Raw genomic sequence first — 23,177 nt, 5'->3', positions numbered from 1 at the left:
GGGGACAAGGAGATTCGATCAGCCGACCATCGGCGCAAAGCTTGCCATGTGAAAGGCCTGCACCTCGGCCGGATAGCGGTAGGCAGTGCCGTACGGACAGGCGTTGCGATCGAGGCAGCCACCGCTGCGGCACGGTTCGCCAGTGGCCCCACGCACATGCGCCAGGCACGACTGATAGGCGAATCCTTCCGCCGAATAGGCATCGACCGGACAGGCTTTCATGCAGGGTTTTCCAACACATGCGTCGCAAAGATGAATCGCTGCCTGAGGCACCTCGATCGGCAACTCGTCCTCGAACAGCAACGCGCCACGATAGGCATGCCAGAGCCCATAGCGCGGATGCATGAGGATGCCCAACGGCGACGGTTTCAGACCCTCCGCCCGCATCGCCCATTGCTGGAACGGCAGATATGGCTTGTCGGACGGAGACACCGCACGCGCGCCAAACGCATCGGCCACGGCGCCGATAACCTGCCGCGACCACGTATCGAGTGGATTGGCTACTGCCTGTGGCTGCTTTTCGCGCCAACGCAGGAAATGCGGCCATGGCGCCGCCCCCGCCTGCCCCACGAGCAGGGCGGATTTGGCCAAAGCGCCCGACAGGCCGATTGGCGACGCATCGCCTGCGGTGAAATTGAAGCCGCCGCGAACAATGAGCCCGTCAGCGGAAAGCGCCGCGGCGATGGCTTCAACGCTGCCGGACGTCATTCCTTCTTGACCGGATCGGAGAAAGCACTCCGCCAGACTTCCTTGTGGATGATGTTGGCGACTTTAGCCCCGCCTGACTCGGGCTCCTTTCAAGTGAAGGCGTCGGGCATCGATCCCTTCTTCTTGGCGATGAACTCTTTCAGGGCTTCGTCGATGCTCGGATCGAGATGCGGTGCCTCATAGCTTTCCAGCCAGCGGCGGGCGAGGTCGTTGGCGCGCTGCGGTGCGGTCTTCTCGCCTTCGGCCAGCCACTGCTCGTAGGAATTGTTGTCGGCGATGTTGGAGCGGTAGAACGCCGTCTGGAAATTGGCCTGGGTGTGGTCGCAACCAAGATAGTGGCTGCCCGGACCAACCTGGCGGATGGCATCCATGGCCTGGCCATTTTCCGACAGGTCGACGCCCTCGCAGAATTTCTGCTGCATGCCGAGCTGGTCGATATCCATCATGAATTTCTCATAGCAGGACGCCAGCCCACCCTCCAGCCAACCGGCCGAATGCAGCACGAAATTGGTGCCGGCGAGGATGGTCGAGTTCAGCGTGTTGGCGCTTTCATAAGCGGCCTGTGCATCAGGGACCTTCGAAGCGCAGAGCGAGCCACCGGTACGGAACGGCAGGCCGAGACGGCGCGCAAGCTGGGCGGCGCCGTAGGAGACCAGCGAAGGCTCGGGCGTGCCGAAGGTCGGCGCGCCCGACTGCATCGAGATCGACGAGGCAAAGGTGCCGAACAGCACCGGCGCGCCCGGCCGGATCAACTGCGTGAACGACGCGCCGGCCAGCACTTCGGCCAGGACCTGCGTCAGCGTGCCGGCGACCGTCACCGGGCTCATCGCGCCGGCCAGGATGAACGGCGTGACGATGCAGGCCTGGTTGTGGCGCGCATAGACTTTCAGCGCGCCGAGCATGGTCTCGTCGAACACCATCGGCGAATTGGCGTTGATCAGGCTGGTCAGCACCGTGTTGTTTTCGACGAAATCATCGCCGAACAGGATCTTGGCCATGGCGACCGTGTCCTCGGCGCGCTCCGGCGCGGTCACCGAACCCATGAACGGCTTGTCCGAATATTTTATGTGGCTGTAGATCATGTCGAGATGGCGCTTGTTGACCGGCACGTCGACCGGCTCGCACACCGTGCCACCCGAATGATGGATCGACGGCGCCATATAGGCGAGCTTCACGAAATTCTGGAAATCCTCGATCGTCGCGTAACGGCGGTTGCCGTCGAGGTCGCGCACGAAGGGAGGACCATAGACCGGCGCGAACACCGTGGCGTTGCCGCCGATCTGCACCGAGCGTTCGGAATTGCGGGCATGCTGGGTGTAGACGGACGGCGCCGTCTTGAGCAGCGAGCGGCAGAGCCCCTTGGGGAAGTGCACGCGCTCGCCCTTGACGTCGGCGCCTGCCTCTTTCCACAGCTGCAGCGCTTCCGCATCGTCGCGGAAGATGATGCCGGTCTCCTCGAGCACCGTGTCCGTGTTCTTCTCGATCAGCGCCAGGCCTTCCTCGTCCAGCACCTCGTAGACGTTGATCTTGCGCTTGATGTAGGTGAGCTGTGTGCCGGGACCGCCGCCGGAGCGCGCGGCCCTGCGAGCAGCCGCACCGCCGCTGGCAGCGCGCCCTCGCCGCGCGTTTGACGCTTCCTGGTCGATTGCCGCGTGATCGCTCATGGTGGTTCTTCCCTGAATCTGTTCTTGTCTGAAATCCGCCGCGGCCGCCGATCGCCGCTCCTCCCCGGATCGTAGCCATGCACCCTATTCGAAACGGCCCGCCAGCGCCAACGGCTGTCGCAAAATCGACAAGAAAAGCAATAGATTTTCCAGTCGCTTTCCTTTTGCGGGAAGTCGCAAATCAGCTATGGATACACGCCCCCAGCGGGTTAGGTATGAACGCGAATATTTTGTGCCTTGCGACACAGTCGCGATGCCGGCAGGAGCTTGATACAAATGGCCGACGACGAGATCATCCTTTCCGAACTCTCCGACGACGAGTTGGTGCAGCAGATGCACGACGATCTCTATGACGGGCTGAAGGAAGAGATCGAGGAAGGCACCAACATACTCCTCGAGCGCGGCTGGGTACCTTACAAGGTACTGACCGAAGCGCTGGTCGAAGGCATGCGCATCGTCGGCGAGGATTTTCGCGACGGCATCCTGTTCGTCCCCGAAGTGCTGCTGTCCGCCAACGCGATGAAGGCCGGCATGTTCATCCTGCGTCCGCTGCTTGCCGCCACCGGCGCGCCGAAGCAGGGCAAGATGGTCATCGGCACTGTCAAGGGCGACATCCACGACATCGGCAAGAACCTCGTCGGCATGATGATGGAAGGCGCCGGCTTCGACGTCATCGATCTCGGCATCAACAATGCGGTCGAAAAATATCTCGATGCGATCGAGCAGCATCAGCCCGACATCATCGGCATGTCGGCACTGCTGACCACGACCATGCCCTACATGAAGGTCGTCATCGACACGATGAAGGAAAAGGGCATCCGCGACGACTATGTCGTTCTGGTCGGCGGCGCGCCGCTGAACGAGGAATTCGGCAAGGCCGTTGGCGCCGACGCCTATTGCCGCGATGCCGCGGTGGCGGTGGAAACCGCCAAGGACTTCATGAAGCGCAAGCACAACGTGCGCGCTTCCGCCTGAACCAAGGCATCAGGATGGACCGACAAGAAAAGCCGCGCCTTGCAGCGCGGCTTTTTTGTTCCCAGATGAAGGACGAGGCTGCCGATCAGTTGGCGACAGTGTCTTTGACCGCCCTTGCCGTTGATTTGACATCCTTGCCGACACCCCGAATGGTGTTGGCGCAGGCCGTGAGTGCAAGCGCGCAGGCAAGGATGGCCATCGGCGCAATGCGTAGCAGTTTCATGGACGGTGTCTCCCTCGACAGGTAAATTGGCCCCGCAATGAAAGCCGGCTCGACTTGGTCAAGACGCAAAAAACGAAACCGAATCAAACAGACAGGTTGCTCATCATCGCCTGCGGGATGATTGCGCGCGAGGTATTGGCCGTCAAGGAACAGCTCGGGCTGAATCACCTCGAACTGACCTGTTTGCCGGCAGAGTTTCATTTCTATCCCGACCGCATCGCCCCCGCCATGGACAAGGCGATCGAGAAGGCCAAGGCGGAGGGTTACGAGCACATCTTCGTCGGCTATGCCGATTGCGGCACCGGCGGCCGGCTCGACCGGATCTGCGAGAAGCACGGCGTCGAGCGCATGGCGGGTCCGCATTGCTTTGCCTTCTACCAAGGCATGGATGAATACGCGAAGGTCGCCGACGACGACATGATGTCGTTCTACATGACAGACTTCCTGTGCCGCCAGTTCGACGCTTTCTTCATGAAGCCGCTCGGCCTCGACAAGCACCCCGAGCTGATCAAGGACTATTTCGGCAACTACGAGAAGCTGATCTATCTGGCCCAGACCAACGATCCTGAGCTCGACAAGGTCGCCGAAAGCGCGGCGAAAATGCTCGGCCTCGCCTACGAGCGCCGCGCGACCGGCTTTGGCGACCTGACGCCGGGGCTGGCGCAAGCAGCGGCTCGCGCCTGAGCGCAGAATCAGTCAGCGCTGTTCCACCGCAAGTCCGGCAAGCACATCGGCGAAGCTCGTCTTGCAGACGAAACCCAGCCTCTTCCTCGCCCGCGACGCGTCGTAGACCCGATCAATCGAGGAAAACATCGTCCAGCCCCTTTGGGCATACAGGGCGGGGAATTCAGGAAAATAGCGTGTGACGACGGATGGCGCGTCGGCTATCAGCGCCGCGCAATCGTCAGGCCGGAACGGCGTCGGCGCGCAGACAATGAAAATGTCGAAGCCGAGCTGCGGCGCCTTCTCCAATGCGGCGGCATGAGCCTCAGCCGCATCCTCCACAGTCAATCTTCGGAACAGCAATTCGTTCGCCTTGGTGTTGGCATCCGACTGTTCGATTGTATCAGCCATGTCATCGGCTTCGGGAAAGAAGCGGGCCGTGCGCAGCACCACCACCGGCAGGCGATGCTGGATATGATACAGGCGGCAGAGATGTTCGGCTGAAAGCTTGGTGACGCCATAGATATTGCGCGGCTCGGGCGACATGTCCTCGGTTAGCCAGGCGGCTTTACGCGCGCCGCCCTGAAAGCCGGCGCGAATAGCCTGGGATATCATCAGCGACGTTGTCGAGGTGAAGACGAAACGATCGACACCACATGCCACCGCGGCGTCGAGCAGGTTCAGTGTCCCCTGAACGTTCGTCGCGACGAAATCCGTATTCTCACAATGTTCGATGTTCGGTTTGTGCAGCGCGCCACTGTGGATGATCGCCTCGATCCGCTTGTCGCGCACGGTCTGCACGACAAGTTCACGATCCGCGATCGAGCCGACAATATGGGTCGCGGTCGATGGGACAGGATCGATGCCGATCACCTCGTGACCAAGGCCGCGCAGCCGCGGCTCGAGCGCGCTGCCCAACCAGCCCGACGATCCCGTGAGCAAGATTCGCATCGTCTACACCATGATTTTTGACCCGTGGGCTGTTAAGCACGGATGATGGGCCGCCGCGAACCGGTAAATTGTGCGCCAGGCCGGCAAACACGCTGCTCCAGCCACGTGCTGACAGTCCAAAACAAGTCACGCAGGAGAAATATCCCGATGTTTGTTCGTCCGTTGCTTCTATCCCTGTGCCTCGGCATCTGTGCGGCGCTCCCCGCACTTGCCGATGGCGAAATCCAGAAGCTGATCACGCCCGCCGACAAGGCGCGGCTCGACAAATATGACGAGACGCGCAAGGCGGCTCTTGCCGAGGCGAAGGCCGGCAATCCCGTGGACGTCAAGCAACTCGACGCCTTGCTGGCGAAGCCGCTGATGTCCTTCTCCGACAAGGACCTGACCGGCAACTGGAAGTGCCGCACCATCAAGGCCGGCGGACTGTCCCCGCTCGTCATCTACGGCTGGTTCAAATGCAAGGTCACCGACGACGGTTCGGGCTGGAGGCTGGAAAAGGTCAGCGGCTCGCAGCGCACCAAGGGCCGCTTCTTCGACGACGGCGAAAAGCGGGCGATCTATCTTGGCTCCGCCTATGTCAACAACGACCCGGCAAAGCCCTATGGCAGCGGCCCGCAAAGCGATCAGGTCGGCTACGCCTTCCGCAGCGGCGCCAGCGAATGGCGCATCGAATTCCCCGCGCCCTATTACGAATCGAAGCTCGACATCGTCGAGTTCAAGCGCTGAAGGGCCGCACTTCTGGTCATCAACATTTAACCGAGTCGACAGAGAATTGAGCCGGGAGTGCGCGGACAGGTGGCGCGCCGGGCAAGAAAGCGCGCCATGGCTTCAGCGATTGAGAAGAGAGCCGCGATCGTTGTGGTCACCGAAGGCGGCCCGCATATCTGGGCCATCGTCAACGCCATAGCCGATCGGCTGGGGCCCGTCAGCGTCATCCTCGAAACGCCTGAATCTAAAAAGCAATTGCTGGTCAGGCGCGCCCGCCGTCAGGGCTGGGTGTCAGTGATCGGGCAGCTTGGAACGATGGTGCTGACCCGGCTCGGCAAGCGCTTCCTTGCCGGGCACGCGGCACGCATGATCGCCGAACAGAAGCTGCGGACCGAGCCGCAAACCGGGCAATCGATCATCCAAATTGCCTCGGCCAATTCCGCGGAATGCCTGCAGGCGATCGACGGCATCGGCCCGGGCGTCGTGCTGCTCGCCGGTTGCCGGCTGCTGTCCAGGGAAATCCTGGCGAAAATGCCCTGCCCGGTTCTCAACTACCATGCCGGCATCGCTCCGAAATATCGCGGCATGAATGGCGGCTATTGGGCGCTGGCGAGCGGAGACGCTGAGAATTTCGGCTCAACCGTGCATCTGGTCGATGCTGGCGTCGACACAGGTGGCGTGCTGCGGCAGGCGCGCGGCAAGCCGCAACCCGGTGATACAATTTCCAGCCATGCGCTGCGGCAGGCGGCGTTTTCGCGCGACATCTGTATCGATGCCGTCACCGACGCGCTGGCAGGCCGTCTCACCACAATCGATCCCCGCCTGCCCTCAAAGCAATGGTATCATCCGACGGTCTGGTTCTACCTCTGGACCGGGATCAAACGCGGCGTCTGGTAGCACAGGATTTGCCCAGGCGACCGGTCGATACTCCGCCTCCGTTGCAAGCTTTTCGCCGAGCTCGACCTGCCGGCTGACGGGCCTGTTCGCACTGTCAGGACCGAAGATTCCGCGCTTTCATTTTGCGACATCCAAATGCGTCGCTTTTGAATGCGCGGGCGTCGTCCCATAACAAGCGGGCCATCGGCGCATACGGCAATGCTCGAAACCACGAGGAGTAAGAATTCATGGCCGATCTGATCGTCGTCTACTGGCGCGACATTCCCGCCCAGGTCATCGTCAAGAAGGGCCGGCAGAACGCCAAGCGCGAACTGCCGCTGCGCTTCACCGAGGCCATCGACATGTGCGCCATGCGTACCGGCGCGGGCGGCACGGACGACTATCTGGCCGAGTGGCGCAAGGCCGATCCCATCCCGGTCGGCGATGATCTCGAAGCCGAGGTCGAGAAGGCCTTTCAGGATCTCGACACGAAATACGACCGTGAGCGGCTGGTCGCTCTGGTGAAGGCGGGCGGCAAAGAAAATGTCTGAGACTCAGCCGGCGGTTACCCAGGCCACTCTGGTCAAGAAGGCAGCGCCGAAATCCGACTACAAGCCGGCCGACGTGTCGCCGCAGCGGCGCGTGCAGCGCTCTTTCGCGATCCGGCTGTGGTCGATCAGGCATTCGCGTCTGCTGGAATGGTTCTATGCCAAATTCGCCGACATGTTCCTGTTGCTCCACCCCCTGTGGAAAGGCATCGGCTATGGCCGTGTCGAAGCTCCGGTGAAGTTCGTCGAGAAGCGCGTCAAGGGCTTCATGTTCGACTGCCGCATGTGCGGCCAGTGCATCCTGTCCTCGACCGGCATGTCGTGCCCGATGAACTGCCCCAAGCAGTTGCGCAACGGCCCTTGCGGCGGCGTGCGCGCCAACGGCAATTGCGAAGTCGAGCCTGATATGCCCTGCGTCTGGGTCAAGGCCTGGGAAGGTTCGCAGAACATGGTCAACAGCGACAAGATCCTGACCGTGCAGAAGCCGGTCGACCAGTCGCTGCGCGAAACCTCGGCCTGGCTGCGGGTGACCGCTCAGTCTGCAGCCGCCCGCGAGGCGGCCCAGGCTCCCAAGACCGGAGCATCGGCATGATCGGCCACCAACGCGACGAGAACCCGGCCGGCATCCATCTGCCGCTCGATCCCCTGCCCGGCCATACCTCGCGCGGCCGGCTCGAGCGCGTGCTGCGGCGCGGCGAATTCGCTGTCACCACCGAGCTTAATCCGCCCGACAGCGCTGATCCCGAAGATGTCTACAACCGTGCAAAAATCTTTGACGGCTGGGTCGACGCCATCAACGCGGTCGATGCCTCCGGCGCCAACTGCCACATGTCGTCGGTCGGCATCTGTGCGCTTCTGACTCGCATGGGTTATGCGCCGATCATGCAGATCGCCTGCCGCGACAAGAACCGCATCGCCATCCAGGGCGACGTTCTGGGAGGGGCTGCGATGGGCGTTGCCAACATGCTGTGCCTGACCGGCGATGGCGTGCAAGCCGGCGACCAGCCCGGCGCCAAGCCGGTGTTCGACCTCGATTCCATGTCGCTGCTCGAAACCTGCCGCATCATGCGTGACAACGGCAAGTTCCTGTCCGGCCGCAAGCTCACCACGCCGCCGCAACTGTTCCTGGGTGCGGCCGTCAACCCGTTCGCGCCGCCCTTCGATTTTCGCCCGATCCATCTCGGCAAGAAGATCGCCGCCGGCGCCCAGTTCGTGCAGACGCAGTACTGTTTCGACGTGCCCATGTTCAAAACCTTCATGCAGAAGGCGCGTGACCTCGGCCACACCGAAAAGGTGTTCATCCTCGTTGGCGTCGGGCCACTCGCCTCCGCCAAGACGGCCAAATGGATCCGCTCCAACGTGCCGGGCATCCATATCCCCGACGCTGTCATCAAGCGGCTGGAAGGCGCCCAGGACCAGAAGAAGGAAGGCAAGCAGCTCTGCATCGACATCATCAACGAGGTGAAGGAAATCGCCGGCGTTTCAGGCATCCATGTGATGGCCTACCGCCAGGAAGAATTCGTCGCCGAGATCGTCGATGAATCGGGCGTGCTGAGGGGCCGCCAGCCGTGGAAGCGCGAAATCCGCCGCGACGACCAGATGGTTGCCGACCGGCTCGACCGCATACTGCACGACGAGATTACAGAAACGCAGGTGGACATGGTGAAGACCGCGCATTGACGGCGCGGACGACCACCCATTCGCTTGAATGAGAACAGACAACGATATAAAGAAATCTTTATATCCCGACGGAGAAATTTCATGACCCGGACCATCGTTGCCTCGGCGACACGAGAAATCATCATCGGCTTCGACCAGCCCTTCTGCGTGATCGGCGAGCGCATCAACCCGACCGGCCGCAAGAAGTTGGCCGCCGAGATGATCGCCGGCAATTTCGACACAGTGATCAGGGACGCGCTGGAACAGGCCGCCTGCGGCGCGACCATGCTCGACGTCAACGCCGGCGTCACCTCGGTCAACCCGAATGAGACCGAGCCGGGCCTGCTGGTTCAGACATTGGAAATCGTGCAGGGACTGGTCGACCTGCCGCTGTCGATCGACTCGTCCGTGACGGCCGCGATCGAAGCGGCGCTGAAGGTCGCCAAGGGCCGCCCGCTGGTCAACTCCGTCACCGGCGAGGAAGAAAAGCTCGAAGCCATCCTGCCGCTGGTCAAGAAATACAATGTTCCGGTCGTCGCCATTTCCAACGACGAGACCGGCATTTCGATGGATCCGGACGTGCGCTTCGCCGTCGCCAAGAAGATCGTGCAGCGCTGCGCCGATTTCGGCATCCCCGCGCATGACGTCGTCGTCGATCCGCTGGTCATGCCGATCGGCGCGCTGGGCGATGCCGGCCGCCAGGTGTTCGCGCTGCTGCGCCGGCTGCGCGAAGAGCTGAAGGTCAACACCACCTGCGGCCTCTCCAACATCTCGTTCGGCCTGCCGCACCGCCATGGCATCAACGCCGCCTTCATCCCGATGGTGATCGGCGCCGGCATGACCTCGGCGATCATGAACCCGGTACGTCCGCAGGAGATGGAAGCCGTGCGCGGCGCCAATGTGCTCAACGGCACCGATGAGAACTGCACCAACTGGATCAGGACCTACAAGGACTACAAGCCGGCCGAAGGCGGCCAGGCGGTCGCGGCTCCGACCGCGGTCAACGCACCGGGCGAAGGCGCCAACAATGGCGGCCGCCGCCGTGGTGGACGTGAAGCACGGATGGGTCGGGGGTAAGCGCGCAATCGTGAAATCTTCCGCCAACCTCACTGGTCCGATCGTGCTGTTGATGCCGTCGGACCGGTGTGTGTTGCGGTCAGGTCGGCATGCTGTGCGGTCAGGCCATGCCCAGAATGGTGTCGAAGACAGCCATTCCCGCCCACGAGCCGAAAATGCCGGTCACGCCGCCGACGATGAAGTCGTCGTCGGCCGCCGGCCAGAACCCGTGCAGCAGCAAGATGCCGGCAATTGCTCCGACGATGCCGGACGCCAGATATTGCGGATTTCGCAGCCATGGGCCCCTCAGCAGGCGTACCATGGTGAAAGTCGTGAGTATGGCGGACAGGAGGAGATCGGACATGATTGGCCTCTGGACCAGAAGACACTCCGCCCAATAGTGAAACGATCCGTTAAACGGCATCGACAATTGTTATCGAGACCTGCAGCATGAATTCTCCCGCCAACATCACCGATCCGCTCGTGCTGTTCATGCCGTCGGGCAAGCGCGGGCGGTTCCCGGTCGGCACGCCGGTGCTGGATGCCGCGCGCCAGCTTGGCGTCTATGTCGAGAGCGTGTGCGGCGGACGCGCCACCTGCGGACGCTGCCAGATCGAGGTGCAGGAAGGCAATTTCGCCAAACACAAGATTGTCTCCTCCAACGAGCACATTTCGCCCAAGGGCCCGAAGGAAGAGCGCTACGAGCGCGTGCGCGGCCTGCCCGAGCGGCGCCGCCTGTCCTGCTCGGCGCAGATCCTCGGCGACCTCGTCATCGACGTGCCGCAGGACACCGTCATCAACGCGCAGACCATCCGCAAGGATGCCGACACCAGGGTGATCGCGCGCGATGCGGCCATCCGTATGTGCTACGTCGAGATCGAAGAGCCCGACATGCACAAGCCGCTGGGCGATCTCGACCGCCTGAAGATCGCCTTGATGAAGGACTGGAACCTCAAGAGCCTGGACTTCGACTTCTATCTGCTGCCGCAGGTTCAGGGCATTTTGCGCAAGGGCAACTGGACCGCCACCGCCGCCATCTACAAGGATGCCGATAGCGAGACCGCAAGGGTCATCGCCCTGTGGCCCGGCCTCAAGAACGAAGCCTATGGGCTCGCCTGCGATATCGGCTCGACCACCATCGCCATGCATCTGGTGTCGCTGCTGTCGGGCCGCGTCGCCGCGTCCTCGGGCACGTCCAACCCGCAGATCCGCTTCGGCGAGGATCTGATGAGCCGCGTCTCCTATGTGATGATGAACCCGGATGGCCGCGAAGGCATGACGGTTGCCGTGCGCGAGGCGATCTCCAGCCTCGTCGACAAGGTTTGCGCCGAAGGCAATGTCCAGCGCAACGACATTCTGGATTCCGTCTTCGTCGGCAATCCGATCATGCATCATCTGTTCCTCGGCATCGATCCGACCGAGCTCGGCGGCGCGCCCTTTGCGCTGGCTGTCTCCGGCGCCGTGCACATCAAGGCCTCCGATATCGGCCTGAAGCTCAACCAGGGTGCCCGACTCTACATGCTGCCTTGCATCGCCGGCCATGTCGGCGCCGATGCGGCGGCCGTCACCTTGTCGGAAGGCCCGCACCGCCAGGACGAGATGATGCTGATCGTCGACGTCGGTACCAATGCCGAGATCGTGCTCGGCAATCGTGCCCGCGTCGTGGCGGCCTCGTCGCCCACCGGTCCGGCCTTCGAAGGTGCTGAAATCTCCGGCGGCCAGCGCGCGGCCCCAGGCGCCATCGAGCGCGTGCGCATCGATCCAGACACGCTGGAGCCAAAATACCGCGTCATCGGTTCGGAACTGTGGTCCGACGAGCCTGGCTTCCTCGACAGCGTGCAGGCAACCGGCGTCACCGGCATCTGCGGCTCCGGCATCATCGAAGTCGTCGCGGAAATGTATCTCGCCGGCGTCATCTCCGAGGATGGCGTCGTGGACGGCTCCCTTGCGGCACGATCGCCGCGCGTTGTCGCCAACGGCCGCACCTTCTCCTATGTGCTGAAGGAAGGCGAGCCGAAGATCACCATCACGCAGACCGACGTGCGCGCCATCCAGCTTGCCAAGGCGGCCCTTTATGCCGGAACCAAGCTGCTGATGGAGAAACAGCACACCGAGCATGTCGACCGCATCCATTTCGCCGGTGCCTTCGGCTCCTTCATCGATCCGAAATACGCCATGGTGCTGGGCCTGATCCCCGACTGCGACCTCGACAAGGTCATGGCCGTCGGCAACGCCGCCGGTGCCGGCGCGCGCATGGCCTTGCTCAATCGCGGCTATCGTCGCGAAATCGAGGAAACCGTCAGCCAGATCGAGAAGATCGAGACCGCGCTGGAGCCTAAGTTCCAAGAGCATTTCGTCTACGCCATGGCGCTGCCGAACAAAGTCGATCCGTTCCCGAAACTGTCGGCGGCGGTGAAACTGCCGCCGCGCAAGACCGTGAGTGAAGACGGTGTCGCCGGAGATGCCGCGCCGCGGCGGCGTTCGCGCGAAGGTCACGCAGCGAGACGCAGCCGGGAATAGTAAGGGCATGTTGGAAGAATGATGCGCGTCATCTGACGTTCTGTTTTCCTCCAATCTCGGCGCCGCCCCTCATCGCCCTGCCGGGCACTTCTCCCCGTATAGTGACGGGGAGAAGGACGCCATCGCCAAGGATTTCGCCAATCTCCAGCGTTGCGGAAGGCGCAGGGGCGCGCCGCAGTTCCCTTCTCCCCGTCACTATACGGGGAGAAGGTGCCGGCAGGCGGATGAGGGGCAGCGCTGCCGCCAGTCAATTTCATTTGCATGCAAATGTTTCAAGATCGAACCGATCTCGAAACTCAAACGCGCTTTCGCGAAATCCACTGGATACATAGGCGGGGCATTTAACCGGCATCGAACGGCAGGCACGAAATGTCTTCGGCCGCCGCAAGACTCCAAGGGAGATGAAGATGTCGATGTTTGAAAGCCTCGGTCGCTATGGCGCGGCCATCAAGAAAGCGCATGACCGCAACAAGGCAAGGCGCATCCTGAACAGCCTGCCGCCGGAAATCCAGAAGGACATTGGCTGGCCGGTGTCGCCGCGATCGAGCGAGAGAGCGAGCCTGACCGGCGCGATCTGGAGCGCCGCGCGCTGATGACATTCGCCGACAAGTGCAAACTGCTCGGCGCACGCCGGGGCCGTCATCCGGCCTCGGCTCCCACCGACAACCGAATTCGCGCAGCACTGCTGCGCCTCCGTCCCCGGCGGAAGTGAGGCTGGTCCCCAGCGCTGTCACACAATCGTGGGCGGCATAAATCTTGACATTCCTGGCGAAGGCACGATCTTCGGAAAAGAGGGGGAATTCTCTTAGTCGGCTCTGCCGAAGTTCGTGTATCCGCATGCCAAGTTTCAAAAGCCACTTCGTGTCCTTCGTCCTCAGGCACAGCCGCAAGCAGGCCTTTTCGAGCCCGGAAAGCCTGCAGCGATGGATCGCCAACGCGCGCAAGACGGAGGACCATCAGCCACCCGCATCGTTGCGTTCGCGCCTCGACATAACGACGCGCACTGTGAACAACTTTCCGGTCTACGAAATCGCACCCAGAGGCGGCGAACAGAGGCGGATTCTCTACTTGCACGGTGGCGCCTATGTCTTTGAAATCACGTCCTATCATTGGAATCTGATCGCCGAGATGGCCGATCGGCTAGGCTTCGGCATCACCGTGCCGATCTATCCCATCGCGCCCGAGCATGATTTCCATGACATGTTCGGAATGGTCGGCGAGGTCTACAGCCAGATGCTCGAAGAGACCGCGGCTGAAGACATCATCTTCATGGGCGACTCGGCCGGTGGCAACATGGCTGTCGTGCTGACCATGATGGCTGCCGAGGAGGGCCTGCCCCTGCCATCGCGCCATGTGCTGATTTCGCCGGGCCTCGACATGTCGCTTTCCAATCCAGAACTGTTCGAGGCGGAACGCAACGATCCGTGGCTTGGCATTCCAGGCGGCCTGGAAGCGATCCGGATGTACAGTGCGGGCATCGACCGCAACGACTGGCACATCAGCCCGCTCTACGGCGACCTCTCGGTGCTGCCGAGAACGCTGCTGTTGATCGGCTCACGCGATCTCCTGACGCCCGACAATCTGATCTTCGCCGAAAAGGCGCGCGCCGCCGGCGTCGAGGTCGATGTCATCCATGAAGAAGGCATGTTCCATGTCTGGCCACTGATCGACATGCCGGAATCACGCCGCGCACGCCAACACATCGTTGAATTTCTGAGCGAGAGCCAGGCACCGGTCAGGCAAAGTGCGAGAGCACAATTCGAAGCGCCCTCCGCCCAAGCGGCGGAGTAGCGCTCCTCCTGCTTTCCGACGCGATTGGCGGATCAGAACTTGCCGGTTTCCCTGAACACTTCGAACGTGTCGCGGATGTGATCGGCGACCGCATTGACCGGCGCGCTGGCGTCCGGCGCCACGACCATGGCGAGGTTGTAGGTGCCGATGTCGGGCATGCCGTCCTTCGGGCTGAGCTCGACCATCTCATTGCCGAGGAACGATCTCGGCAGCGGTGCGACCGCGAGGTCGGCCATGATGGCGGCGCGCTGGCCGGCCGTATGCGCGCTCATGTAGGCAACGCGATAGTTGCGGCCTTCGCGGCCAAGCGCATCGAGCGCCCCTGCCCGCCAGGCGCAGCCTTCTTCCCACAATGAAACCGGCAGCGGTTCGCGCAGATGCGCGCAGCCACCCTTGGCGCCGGCCCAGACGATCGGTTCGGTGAGCAGCACCTCAGCGCCGAGCGCGCTGGTCTTGTAGGAATTGGTCAGAAGCGTGATGTCGAGCGCCCTGTCGTCCATCCGCCGGCGCAGATTGATGCTCTGGTCGATGGTGACGTCGACGGCGATCGAGGGATGCGACTGCGCGAAGCGCTTCAGCACATGCGGCAGCACGCGCTCGCCGTAATCATCCGGCGATCCCAGCCGCACAACACCGACAATATCGGGAATGATGAACTTCGACACGACCTCGCGATTGATCGACAACAGCCGGCGCGCGTAGCCCAGCAGCACCTCGCCATCGGTGGTCAGCGTCACCGAACGCGCGTCGCGCGCGAAGACGGAGCGGCCGAGAATGTCCTCCAGCTTCTTGATCTGCATGGAGACGGCCGAGGGCGTGCGGAACACCGCATTGGCCGCGGTGGTGAAGCTGCCGGTTTCGGCAATCGCCACGAAAGTGCGCAAAACGTCGAGGTCGAGCAGCGGCAGCGGATGATTGAGCGGGGCGTTCATGGGAACCAGCCTTCAATTTTTCTGATACAAAGCATCATTCCATTTCGTTTGATTGAACATCAGTTTGGGAGGATAGTCAATCTTGTCGAAGCAGGATGCTGCCATATGCAGTCATGAAACGACCGCGATACAGACCTGCAATCGACATGAAATGAAGCTGAAACACAACTGACGTAATCAGCCACTGTCCTGGCACTCCCAACCGGGCACAAAAGGAGAAGGTAATGTCTATCCTGTCGTCCATCGGTCGCATTGCGACCGAATTCAACGCGGCACGCGCCCGTTACCAGACGGAACGGGCCATCCGCTCGCTGCCTATCGAACTTCAGAAGGACATTGGCTGGCCTGAAGCCGCCGACACCAAGACCGGCATTCGCAATGGCGTCGGGTCCTGGGCTGGAGCAAAGTAAATCGTGTGTATCAAATGCTGAAGGCCTGCCGCGCACTCGCCGGCAGGCCTTCTCCGTTTTATTTGTATTCAAATGAGTTTTAGAGCCATGTCGCCAGCGCATGGCGCATATGAGCAAGCCGCATAGCAGCCCATTTTCCAGCTAATGCCTTGTAAGAAATCATAAATTTCAGGCACGGTGCCCAAACATGTCGCATCCGGTGTCGCTTTTCATATCAAGCGCTTCGCATTTGCGATTTAGTTTTTGCTTACACAAGCCTATATCACCGTCAGCAAACGAGCTGCCCCACTCCATAAAGCGAAGGCGACCCGTCTGAGCAACCGAATGGAGATGAATCATGAAGCTTTTTGCCCGCCTCTTTGCCCGCCGCGAAATGAACCTGACGACCGCTCTTGAGCGTCAGCGCCTTGCCAACACCATGCCCGGCCAGACCGGTGCGATGAATGCGGCGCGCCTCGGCTTCGTCGCCTGATACCAGAAGCTGCGGGTCTTCTGGACCCACAGCTGACCTCCAGCGCCGCGCTTCCCTGCCGCGGCCTGGGAATTGACTGCCGCCGCTTCGGTTTGCCGAGGCGGCGTTTTTGTTTGCGGATTGCCCTCCCATGCCATCCCACAACCTGACGATGGTAACCGTTTAGGCGTCACCGCACAGTGATTGCCCATTTGCGACCCATGTCGCAAATTTAATGTTCTCCTTGCCGCCTAGCCAATTGACAGGAATGGTTTTTCCTGATGTCGCTATGCTATTCGCGACATCCTGTTCGCGTCATGGCCAGATGAGGTTCCCTTGAACGCCGTCAAGCATCCGATCAAGCGATCGTTTGTATTCTTCCTCGTCCCCGATTTCACCATGATCGCCTTTGCGACCGCGCTTGATCCGCTTCGCTCGGCCAACCGGATGCTCGGCTACGAGGCCTATCGCTGGCGTCTGGCCAGTATCGACGGCAAGCCGGTGCGTGCCTCGAACGGCGTCGAATGCGCGGTCAACACCTCGCTGGAGGAAGAGCGCAAGAAGATGGCCGGCCCCGAGCGCCCGAACATGGCGATCGTCTGCAGCGGCATCAATGTCGAGCGCTACCAGAACAAGTCGGCCTTCGCCTGGCTGCGCGAGGAATACAATCGCGGTGTCGCCGTCGGCGGCCTGTGCACCGGCGCGCACATCCTTGCCGCCGCCGGTCTCTTGTCCAACAAGCGCTGCGCCATCCATTGGGAGAACCTGCCGGGCTTCTCCGAGGCCTTCCCGAAGGCCAACGTCTTTGCCGATCTCTTTGAGATTGACCAGAACATCTACACCTGCGCCGGCGGCACCGCCGCGCTCGACATGATGCTGAAGCTGATCGGCGACGATTTCGACGAGAACCTCGTCAACCGGGTCTGCGAGCAGGTGCTGACCGACCGCGTGCGCAGCCCGACCGACCGCCAGCGCCTGCCGCTGCGTGCCCGCCTCGGCGTGCAGAACTCGAAAGTGCTGACCATCATAGAACTGATGGAGGGCAATTTGTCCGAGCCGCTGTCGCTGATCGAGATCGCCGATCATGTCGACCTGTCGCGTCGCCAGATCGAGCGCCTGTTCCGCACCGAGATGGGCAGGTCCCCTGCCCGCTACTACCTCGAGATCCGCCTCGATCGCGCAAGGCACCTGCTGATCCAGTCGTCCATGCCGGTGGTCGAGGTTGCGGTTGCCTGCGGCTTCGTCTCGGCCTCGCATTTTTCCAAATGCTACCGCGAACTCTACGCACGCTCGCCGCAGCAGGAACGCGTCGACCGCAAGCAGTTGCTGGCGGCATAGGCTGGCACCGCGATCCGGTGGACGTCACGTAGATCTATAACCAGGGCCTAGCGGGCGGCTGGCGTCACGCATCGGACGACCTATAAAGCCGTTCGATGGCGCGTCGCGCATCGCAGAATGTTTCGTATAAGAGAATTGGTCTCGTTCCAGGGGACGATCGGCCTTCACGTCCCATATGAGGAAGCGATCAGCAGAGTCTCGCAGGAACTCGTATGCCCTCTCGCCGAAGCGGAAGACGTTTGCCCAGGTGTCTTCGACTTCACCTCACGCACGCTCGTCATTGGCGACCGCACCCATGTCCGATGCTTCTCCCAGGATCATGAGACAGCCATCATGTCGGCCCCCTTGGCGTCTCGATCATTGATGCGCGTGACTAAACCACAGTGGCGGATTGTGTCTGCGCCGTCCGTATCGCCTCGACGCGAAGATCCTCCGTCAGCCGCGCCTTCAGCGCCGAGAATTCCGGGCTGGTCTTCAGCGTGTAATGACGCGGATGCGGCAGATCGACGGCGACATCCGATTTGATCTGGCCGGGCCGCGCCGTCATCACGATCACGCGCGAGGCCATGAAGATGGCCTCCTCGATGTCGTGGGTCACGAACAGCACCGTCTTCTTGCGGCGCTCCCAGATGCCAAGCAGCAGTTCCTGCATCAGCCCGCGGGTCTGATTGTCAAGCGCGCCGAACGGCTCGTCCAGCAACAGGATCTCAGGGTCATTGGCCAAGGCGCGCGCGATTGCCGTGCGCTGCTGCATGCCGCCGGAAAGCTGTTTTGGCCAATGGTTCTCGAACCCCTTGAGGCCGACGAGGTCGATATAGGATGCCACGATGCCGGCCCGCTCACGTTCAGGCATACCGCGTTCGCGCAGGCCGAAGGCGATGTTCTCGGCCACCGTCAGCCACGGGAACAGCGTGTAGGACTGGAAGACCATGCCGCGATCGGGTCCAGGCCGGCTCACCGCCTTGCCGTCGAGCAGCACGCGGCCTGTGCTGGGCTCCTCCAGGCCGGCGACGATGCGCAGCAGCGTCGACTTTCCGCAGCCGGAGGGTCCGAGGATGGTGATGAAGTCATTGGCGGTCACGACCATGTCGATCGGCATCAGGGCCCTGACCGGTTGCCCGCCGCGCACGCCCGCAAAAGTTCGCGAAACGCCCTCGATCAGAAGCTTGCTCACGCCAGGCTCCATGGAAAGAGCCAGCGGTTGAACGCCTTGAAGGCGAAATCGGACAACAGCCCGATCAGGCCGATGACGATGATGCCGAAGATGATCTGCCCCGTCGCCAGACGCGATTGGCTGTTGATGATCATGTAGCCTATGCCCGAGGACGAGCCGATCAGCTCGGCGACGATGACATAGGTCCAGGCCCAGCCCAGCACCAGCCGCAGCGTTTCGGCGATCTCCGGCGCATTGGCCGGCATGATCACCCGCCGCACGATGCCATTGTCCGTGGAGCCCAGCGTGTAGGCCGCCTCGACCAGGTCGCGCCGCGTAGCGCCAACCTTGACGGCGATGATCAGGATGACCTGGAACACCGAGCCGACGAAGATGACCAGCAGCTTCTCCAGCTCACCAATGCCGGCCCACAGGATGAGCAGCGGAATGAAGGCCGAGGCCGGCAGGTAGCGGGCGAACGAGACGAACGGCTCGAGGAATGCCTCCACCGGCTTCCAGGCGCCCATCATGATGCCGATCGGCACCGCCACGATCGCCGCCAGCAGGAAGCCGCCGAAGACGCGCCACATGGTGATGAGGATATCCAGCCAGAAGCGGTCCTCGACCAGCAGACGCCAGCCGTCCTTGAGCATCGAGAGCGGATCGGCCAGGAAGATGCGGTTGACGTGGCCGCCGAGCGTGATCCACGCCCAGAACGCCACGAACAGCACGAAGAAGGAAATGCCGAGCATCGTTCGGATGCCCGGCGGGACCGGATGCAGGGGGCGCGGCATCTAGAGTGTCCTTGAAAAAGGGAATACGGCGGCGCCAGGCGCCGCCGCGAGGCGATGCAATCCGCCGCTCAGTTGGCTACAGCGCTGGTGTCGGCCAGCGTTGTGACATCCGGCGCCTGTTTGATCAGCCCCATCTGCAGCAGAAGGTCGCCGGCGGTCTTGGAAAAATCCTGGAACTCCTTGGTGAAGAACTGCTTGTTCTCCGCCTTGTCGGCCCATTTCAGGTATTTCGCCGAATCCTCGAACTCCTTGGCCGACTGTTTCACGTCCGCGCCCATGATCTCATAAGATTTCTGCGGGTCCTTCTTGATCAGGTCGAGCGCGTCGAAATAGCTGTCGGCCAGCGCCTTGGCGGCGTCCGGATTGGCCTTGAGGAATTCCGGCGTGCAGCCGACCGTGTCGAGCACCATCGGGTAGTCGAGCGTGGTCGCCAGGATATGGCCCTGGTCGGACTTGTCGCGCACCGCCGAGATGAAGGGCTCATAGGTCACCGCCGCATCGTTCTGGCCAGCGAGGAAGGCCTGGGCCGCTGCGTCCGGCTCCAGGTTGACGACCGTCACATCCTTGGTCGACATGCCGTTCTTGTTCAGAACCCAGGCGAGCAGGAAATAGGGTGACGTGCCCGGCGCCGACGACGCCACGGTCTTGCCCTTGAGATCGGCGACCTTCTTGATGTCGTTGCGCACGACGATGCCGTCGGCGCCATAGGACTTGTCGAGCTGGAAGATCTGCTTGGTGTTGACGCCGCTGGCGTTCCACACAAGCCATGTCTCGACGGTAGTGGCCGCGCATTGCAGGTCGCCGCTGGCGATAGCGAGCGGGCGGCTCGCCTGCGGCACCTTCTTCAAGGTGACGTCGAGGCCATGCTTCTCGAAGATGCCGGCCTGCTTGGCGAGTGTGAGCGGGGCGAAGCCCGTCCACCCGCTGATGCCGATGGTGACCGCCGTGGCGGCCATGACCGGCGCGGACAATCCGGCGGCAAGCGTCAACGTTGCTGCAAAAACGGCGATCCTGTTCATGTCAGTTCCCCTTTTGTTTTCTTAATGGGGAATTGTTCACAGACGCCGGGAAGCTTGTCAATGAACAGGAATGTGTATGGCACCACGGCCGGAGGCGACCCCGTATCAGGCAGGGATTCGTTGTCCGCGAAGGGCAGCGAATCCGAACGTTCTGGCCTCAGTACGCGTCGCAATAACACTCGGCCGAGGAGATGCGATCGTTCCAGCCGCCGTCGTCTAAATTTCGGACCCTGCGGGTTATGGTGATCGAGCGGCCGCCCATGTCCGAATCCTCATAGGCGACAAGGGTGCAGCCCCGGCGCACCATCACCGACGAAACGCGGTCGTTCCAGAATTGGCCGTTGCGGAAATTGACGGCGTCATCAGAGCTCATTTCCAACGCACGCCCACGAAAATTCGCATGCTCGAACATCACGCAGGCCGGCCGGCTGTCATATTGAGCATTGGCCGTGCTGGCGCAGAGCACCGTCGCAAGAATCGTCAACATTGAAAGACGCTTCATTTGGAATTTCCCTGTTTTGGCCCGCGTCAAGCGGCGGCATATCTTGCCCCGGCGCCCTCGCGTCAGTCTGCCATTGCCTCGCATGGAGAAGCAAGTGGGCGTCGCCTGCTCTACGGCCGGTTCTGCAACCAGTTGCGGTTGCGCCACATCTTTTCACCGAGCTGGCAGTCGGCGGGGGGCTTGTCGTCAACGAGAACCACCGGCGGATGCTCGGCCTCCTCTGCCGCCCATCGCGGCGATGCCGGGCCGGCAAGTTCCAGCACCAGCTTGCGGCGAATGGCTTCGGGAAACTGCGTCCAGTCATTGACCGGGATCATGAAGGCGCCGGGACCGCCGATCACGCAGTCGCTGTAGTAGCGATCCAGATGATCGACGTCGTAGGCGTCGGTGAAGCCGCTGCTGGTCATCAGCGGCAGGCCGTTGATGATGATGCCCTGCCCGACCAGTTCGTCACGCACGCCGTCGACCGGCGCGCCCTGGTTGTTGGGACCATCGCCCGAAATGTCGATGACCCGCTTGTCGCCCCGGAAGCCGCTTTCGGCGAAGAGATCGCTGCCGAATTGCAGGGCGCCGGAAATCGAGGTGCGCCGGGCGCTGTCGGGCGGCTGGGCGGAAAGCCTCTCGACAACCCGCTCGGCGTCGGCGCGGTTGGCGATCACCGTCCACGGCACGATGACGCGCTGCCAGGTCGTGCCGGCCCATTCGACATAGGTGACGGCGATCTTGCCGCGCGCGCCATCGGCGATGGCTTGCAGGACATGGTCGTGGGTCAATGCAGCCGCATAGCCGTGGCGTTGGATTTCGAGCTCTTCCGGCGACATGGACAGCGACACATCGACGGCCAGCACCAACTCGACATCGACAGGCTCGTCGGCACGCGAAACACTGGCCGGCGGCAGGATAGCCGCGGATACCGCCAGCAGCACCGTCAATGTCCGAACCATGCCGGGATAATGCGCGAAGGGGGGCGGCAGGTGAAGTGGCTGCCCGCATTTTCTCGGCCGCTCCGCTCAACGGTGTCCGCCACGACCGCCGCACTTCTACGTGGGCTCGACTTGGATTATCATTCACCTCGGAGCTGTGGGGAAACCGATGTCGCAGCAGGCGGAAGATCCAGTCCACCAACTTGCCGACGCACAAAAGCAGGCCATCGAACAGCTAGGCGTGCTGACCGCAGAATTGTCGAGGTTCAGGCCTTTGGCGGCCGAGACCACCGATCTCGAGCCGATCGTACGCGCGCTGGCGCTGGCAACGCGGCTTTTGACATTCCATGCCGCTTCGCCCCCCGGCGACAATCCAAAGTCGATCTCCACGTTCGAATTGACGGATGCCATCACCGCGCTGGACAGGAGCCGGGAGACAATCTTGCCGACCGGCCCGGCGGAACCGCTGGTCCGGGCTCTCTTCGAAAGCGTGAAGCTGCTCACCGCGCTCGCCGCGACCAACGAATGCCAGATGGCCGTGCCCTTCGCCCCGATGCAGCAGGTGCGCAAGCCGAATGGGAGCATCGTCTGGCAGTGCAGTCACGACCCCATGCACGAAACCTGACCGTCATGTTCGGCAAGCTATGGTCGGAACTGAAGGATCTTTTCGGAGACCTTCGCGGCCCCGCGAAAGCCCTGATCGTCGTCCTGATCGGCATGGCCTTCGCATGGATGCTGATCAACCACCAATGGGCTGAGGCGCTCAAGCTGGTGCTGGCGGCGATCGTGGCCGGTTATCTGCTGGAACTGATCGGCAACCTGTTCCTTCCAAAAATGCCGCGCGCCGGGCTGTTCTTCCTTGAAGGCTGGGTGCTGGGACCGGCGGCCATAGCGGCATTCGTCTCCGGCCTGATCGTTGTGGTGGTCATCGACCTCGCTCCGCCGAAAGACACATTGATCCGGCAACCGAGGAGTTGATGAAAACGCTTGCCGCCGGCCTGTCGACATTCCTGTCGGCTGCCTTCGTGTCCTGGATCGGCGAACAGGACAACACCAGGATCAGCAATCGCATCCGCGACCAGTTCTACAAGAAGTACAAACGCGCGGCTGTTTACCCACCTCCGGCAGACGGGATCATGTATTTCACGCCGGGCTCAAGGGGCGAAACCACCGTCTATTCGAGCATCCAGATTGGTGGATGGAACTTCGCCGACCGCTGGGAGCGGGCAAGCAAATTGAGCGCCGAGATCGCCACCCGCAACAGCCTTCCAAAAAGCCAGGCTGAAATAGACGCGGCATTGCCGCATTAGGGC

28 protein-coding genes are annotated in these 23,177 nt (G+C 62.1%); 17 read left to right on the top strand and 11 right to left on the bottom strand.

The features are described 5' to 3' along the window. Positions 1-18: 18 nt before the first annotated feature. Together ABVQ20_RS04895 and ABVQ20_RS04890 are read right to left on the bottom strand one after the other, a co-directional pair. Complete coding sequence (locus ABVQ20_RS04895) at positions 19-708, bottom strand: 4Fe-4S dicluster domain-containing protein (RefSeq protein WP_354458396.1); 690 nt, start codon at positions 706-708, stop codon at positions 19-21. Positions 709-797: 89 nt separating this feature from the next. Further along, a complete protein-coding gene (locus ABVQ20_RS04890; protein WP_354458394.1) occupies positions 798-2,372 on the bottom strand; it encodes a trimethylamine methyltransferase family protein in 1,575 nt (524 codons plus the stop codon). A 276-nt stretch (positions 2,373-2,648) separates the two neighbouring features. Here ABVQ20_RS04890 and ABVQ20_RS04885 point away from each other — a divergent pair, with 276 nt between their 5' ends. Then, positions 2,649-3,347 (top strand): corrinoid protein, encoded by a 699-nt coding sequence (locus ABVQ20_RS04885; RefSeq protein ID WP_023688118.1) that lies wholly within the window; start codon positions 2,649-2,651, stop codon positions 3,345-3,347. Positions 3,348-3,432: 85 nt separating this feature from the next. On the opposite strand, the gene ABVQ20_RS04880 is transcribed toward ABVQ20_RS04885, so the two are convergent. Further along, positions 3,433-3,570 (bottom strand): entericidin A/B family lipoprotein, encoded by a 138-nt coding sequence (locus ABVQ20_RS04880; RefSeq protein WP_081296086.1) that lies wholly within the window; start codon positions 3,568-3,570, stop codon positions 3,433-3,435. Positions 3,571-3,624: 54 nt separating this feature from the next. On the opposite strand from ABVQ20_RS04880, the gene ABVQ20_RS04875 reads away from it, so the two are divergent. Further along, a complete protein-coding gene (locus ABVQ20_RS04875) occupies positions 3,625-4,254 on the top strand; it encodes a DUF1638 domain-containing protein (RefSeq protein ID WP_354458393.1) in 630 nt (209 codons plus the stop codon). A gap of 12 nt (positions 4,255-4,266) precedes the next feature. Here the strand turns inward: ABVQ20_RS04875 and ABVQ20_RS04870 are convergent, their stop codons facing one another. Beyond that, positions 4,267-5,184, bottom strand: coding sequence for an NAD-dependent epimerase/dehydratase family protein (locus ABVQ20_RS04870; protein WP_354458392.1), 918 nt, complete (start codon positions 5,182-5,184; stop codon positions 4,267-4,269). A gap of 147 nt (positions 5,185-5,331) precedes the next feature. Between ABVQ20_RS04870 and ABVQ20_RS04865 the strand changes: the two genes are divergently transcribed. The 6 genes from ABVQ20_RS04865 to ABVQ20_RS04840 all read left to right on the top strand — a co-directional run bounded on the left by ABVQ20_RS04865 (position 5,332) and on the right by ABVQ20_RS04840 (position 10,052). Next, positions 5,332-5,910 carry a DUF4893 domain-containing protein gene (locus ABVQ20_RS04865; RefSeq protein WP_354458391.1) on the top strand — a complete coding sequence of 193 codons (579 nt, stop codon included), beginning with the start codon at positions 5,332-5,334 and terminating at the stop codon, positions 5,908-5,910. A gap of 96 nt (positions 5,911-6,006) precedes the next feature. Beyond that, positions 6,007-6,789 carry a formyl transferase gene (locus ABVQ20_RS04860; RefSeq protein WP_354458390.1) on the top strand — a complete coding sequence of 261 codons (783 nt, stop codon included), beginning with the start codon at positions 6,007-6,009 and terminating at the stop codon, positions 6,787-6,789. A gap of 227 nt (positions 6,790-7,016) precedes the next feature. Beyond that, a complete protein-coding gene (locus ABVQ20_RS04855; RefSeq protein WP_227346844.1) occupies positions 7,017-7,319 on the top strand; it encodes a virulence factor in 303 nt (100 codons plus the stop codon). Beyond that, on the top strand, positions 7,312-7,908 hold the full coding sequence (locus ABVQ20_RS04850) for a methylenetetrahydrofolate reductase C-terminal domain-containing protein (RefSeq protein WP_354458388.1): 597 nt from the start codon (positions 7,312-7,314) through the stop codon (positions 7,906-7,908). The genes ABVQ20_RS04855 and ABVQ20_RS04850 overlap by 8 nt, the downstream gene beginning before the upstream one ends. Continuing rightward, complete coding sequence (locus ABVQ20_RS04845) at positions 7,905-8,996, top strand: methylenetetrahydrofolate reductase (protein ID WP_354458387.1); 1,092 nt, start codon at positions 7,905-7,907, stop codon at positions 8,994-8,996. The genes ABVQ20_RS04850 and ABVQ20_RS04845 overlap by 4 nt, the downstream gene beginning before the upstream one ends. Before the next feature lie 81 nt (positions 8,997-9,077). Further along, on the top strand, positions 9,078-10,052 hold the full coding sequence (locus ABVQ20_RS04840; RefSeq protein WP_354458386.1) for a methyltetrahydrofolate cobalamin methyltransferase: 975 nt from the start codon (positions 9,078-9,080) through the stop codon (positions 10,050-10,052). Positions 10,053-10,152: 100 nt separating this feature from the next. Here ABVQ20_RS04840 and ABVQ20_RS04835 read toward each other — a convergent pair whose 3' ends face one another. Beyond that, positions 10,153-10,395 carry a hypothetical protein gene (locus ABVQ20_RS04835; RefSeq protein WP_354458384.1) on the bottom strand — a complete coding sequence of 81 codons (243 nt, stop codon included), beginning with the start codon at positions 10,393-10,395 and terminating at the stop codon, positions 10,153-10,155. A gap of 86 nt (positions 10,396-10,481) precedes the next feature. On the opposite strand from ABVQ20_RS04835, the gene ABVQ20_RS04830 reads away from it, so the two are divergent. The 3 genes from ABVQ20_RS04830 to ABVQ20_RS04820 all read left to right on the top strand — a co-directional run bounded on the left by ABVQ20_RS04830 (position 10,482) and on the right by ABVQ20_RS04820 (position 14,342). After that, a complete protein-coding gene (locus tag ABVQ20_RS04830) occupies positions 10,482-12,551 on the top strand; it encodes an ASKHA domain-containing protein (RefSeq protein ID WP_354458383.1) in 2,070 nt (689 codons plus the stop codon). Between the two features lie 407 nt (positions 12,552-12,958). After that, complete coding sequence (locus ABVQ20_RS04825; RefSeq protein WP_227346838.1) at positions 12,959-13,144, top strand: hypothetical protein; 186 nt, start codon at positions 12,959-12,961, stop codon at positions 13,142-13,144. A gap of 244 nt (positions 13,145-13,388) precedes the next feature. Further along, positions 13,389-14,342: an alpha/beta hydrolase gene (locus ABVQ20_RS04820; RefSeq protein ID WP_354458381.1), complete on the top strand. Its 954-nt coding sequence runs from the start codon at positions 13,389-13,391 to the stop codon at positions 14,340-14,342. A 32-nt stretch (positions 14,343-14,374) separates the two neighbouring features. Here the strand turns inward: ABVQ20_RS04820 and ABVQ20_RS04815 are convergent, their stop codons facing one another. After that, positions 14,375-15,274 (bottom strand): LysR substrate-binding domain-containing protein, encoded by a 900-nt coding sequence (locus ABVQ20_RS04815; protein ID WP_354458379.1) that lies wholly within the window; start codon positions 15,272-15,274, stop codon positions 14,375-14,377. A gap of 224 nt (positions 15,275-15,498) precedes the next feature. Between ABVQ20_RS04815 and ABVQ20_RS04810 the strand changes: the two genes are divergently transcribed. The 3 genes from ABVQ20_RS04810 to ABVQ20_RS04800 all read left to right on the top strand — a co-directional run bounded on the left by ABVQ20_RS04810 (position 15,499) and on the right by ABVQ20_RS04800 (position 17,473). After that, on the top strand, positions 15,499-15,684 hold the full coding sequence (locus ABVQ20_RS04810) for a hypothetical protein (protein WP_354458377.1): 186 nt from the start codon (positions 15,499-15,501) through the stop codon (positions 15,682-15,684). Positions 15,685-16,021: 337 nt separating this feature from the next. Then, entirely contained in the window at positions 16,022-16,156 is a 135-nt protein-coding gene (locus ABVQ20_RS04805; RefSeq protein ID WP_013531161.1) for a hypothetical protein, read from the top strand. A gap of 378 nt (positions 16,157-16,534) precedes the next feature. Further along, on the top strand, positions 16,535-17,473 hold the full coding sequence (locus tag ABVQ20_RS04800; RefSeq protein WP_354462127.1) for a GlxA family transcriptional regulator: 939 nt from the start codon (positions 16,535-16,537) through the stop codon (positions 17,471-17,473). A 373-nt stretch (positions 17,474-17,846) separates the two neighbouring features. Here ABVQ20_RS04800 and ABVQ20_RS04795 read toward each other — a convergent pair whose 3' ends face one another. The 5 genes from ABVQ20_RS04795 to ABVQ20_RS04775 all read right to left on the bottom strand — a co-directional run bounded on the left by ABVQ20_RS04795 (position 17,847) and on the right by ABVQ20_RS04775 (position 21,885). Further along, complete coding sequence (locus ABVQ20_RS04795) at positions 17,847-18,647, bottom strand: ABC transporter ATP-binding protein (RefSeq protein WP_354458375.1); 801 nt, start codon at positions 18,645-18,647, stop codon at positions 17,847-17,849. After that, positions 18,644-19,420, bottom strand: coding sequence for an ABC transporter permease (locus ABVQ20_RS04790; RefSeq protein ID WP_354458373.1), 777 nt, complete (start codon positions 19,418-19,420; stop codon positions 18,644-18,646). The genes ABVQ20_RS04795 and ABVQ20_RS04790 overlap by 4 nt, the downstream gene beginning before the upstream one ends. A 68-nt stretch (positions 19,421-19,488) precedes the next feature. Then, complete coding sequence (locus ABVQ20_RS04785) at positions 19,489-20,439, bottom strand: ABC transporter substrate-binding protein (protein WP_354458372.1); 951 nt, start codon at positions 20,437-20,439, stop codon at positions 19,489-19,491. 157 nt (positions 20,440-20,596) lie between these two features. Then, positions 20,597-20,971 (bottom strand): peptidase inhibitor family I36 protein, encoded by a 375-nt coding sequence (locus ABVQ20_RS04780; protein ID WP_354458370.1) that lies wholly within the window; start codon positions 20,969-20,971, stop codon positions 20,597-20,599. 80 nt (positions 20,972-21,051) lie between these two features. Next, entirely contained in the window at positions 21,052-21,885 is an 834-nt protein-coding gene (locus ABVQ20_RS04775) for a DUF1194 domain-containing protein (protein WP_354458369.1), read from the bottom strand. 148 nt (positions 21,886-22,033) lie between these two features. Here ABVQ20_RS04775 and ABVQ20_RS04770 point away from each other — a divergent pair, with 148 nt between their 5' ends. Genes ABVQ20_RS04770 through ABVQ20_RS04760 form a run of 3 tightly spaced genes read left to right on the top strand, consistent with a single transcriptional unit; the run spans position 22,034 to position 23,174 of the window. Further along, on the top strand, positions 22,034-22,489 hold the full coding sequence (locus tag ABVQ20_RS04770) for a hypothetical protein (RefSeq protein ID WP_354458368.1): 456 nt from the start codon (positions 22,034-22,036) through the stop codon (positions 22,487-22,489). Beyond that, positions 22,459-22,842: a hypothetical protein gene (locus tag ABVQ20_RS04765; RefSeq protein WP_354458367.1), complete on the top strand. Its 384-nt coding sequence runs from the start codon at positions 22,459-22,461 to the stop codon at positions 22,840-22,842. Before ABVQ20_RS04770 ends, ABVQ20_RS04765 begins: the two co-directional genes overlap by 31 nt. Next, positions 22,842-23,174: a hypothetical protein gene (locus tag ABVQ20_RS04760; RefSeq protein WP_354458366.1), complete on the top strand. Its 333-nt coding sequence runs from the start codon at positions 22,842-22,844 to the stop codon at positions 23,172-23,174. Before ABVQ20_RS04765 ends, ABVQ20_RS04760 begins: the two co-directional genes overlap by 1 nt. Positions 23,175-23,177: the final 3 nt, after the last annotated feature.

Origin of the sequence: Mesorhizobium shangrilense (assembly GCF_040537815.1) — a bacterium.
Lineage (GTDB): Bacteria > Pseudomonadota > Alphaproteobacteria > Rhizobiales > Rhizobiaceae > Mesorhizobium > Mesorhizobium shangrilense.
This window is presented reverse-complemented; position numbering and strand designations above follow the sequence as displayed.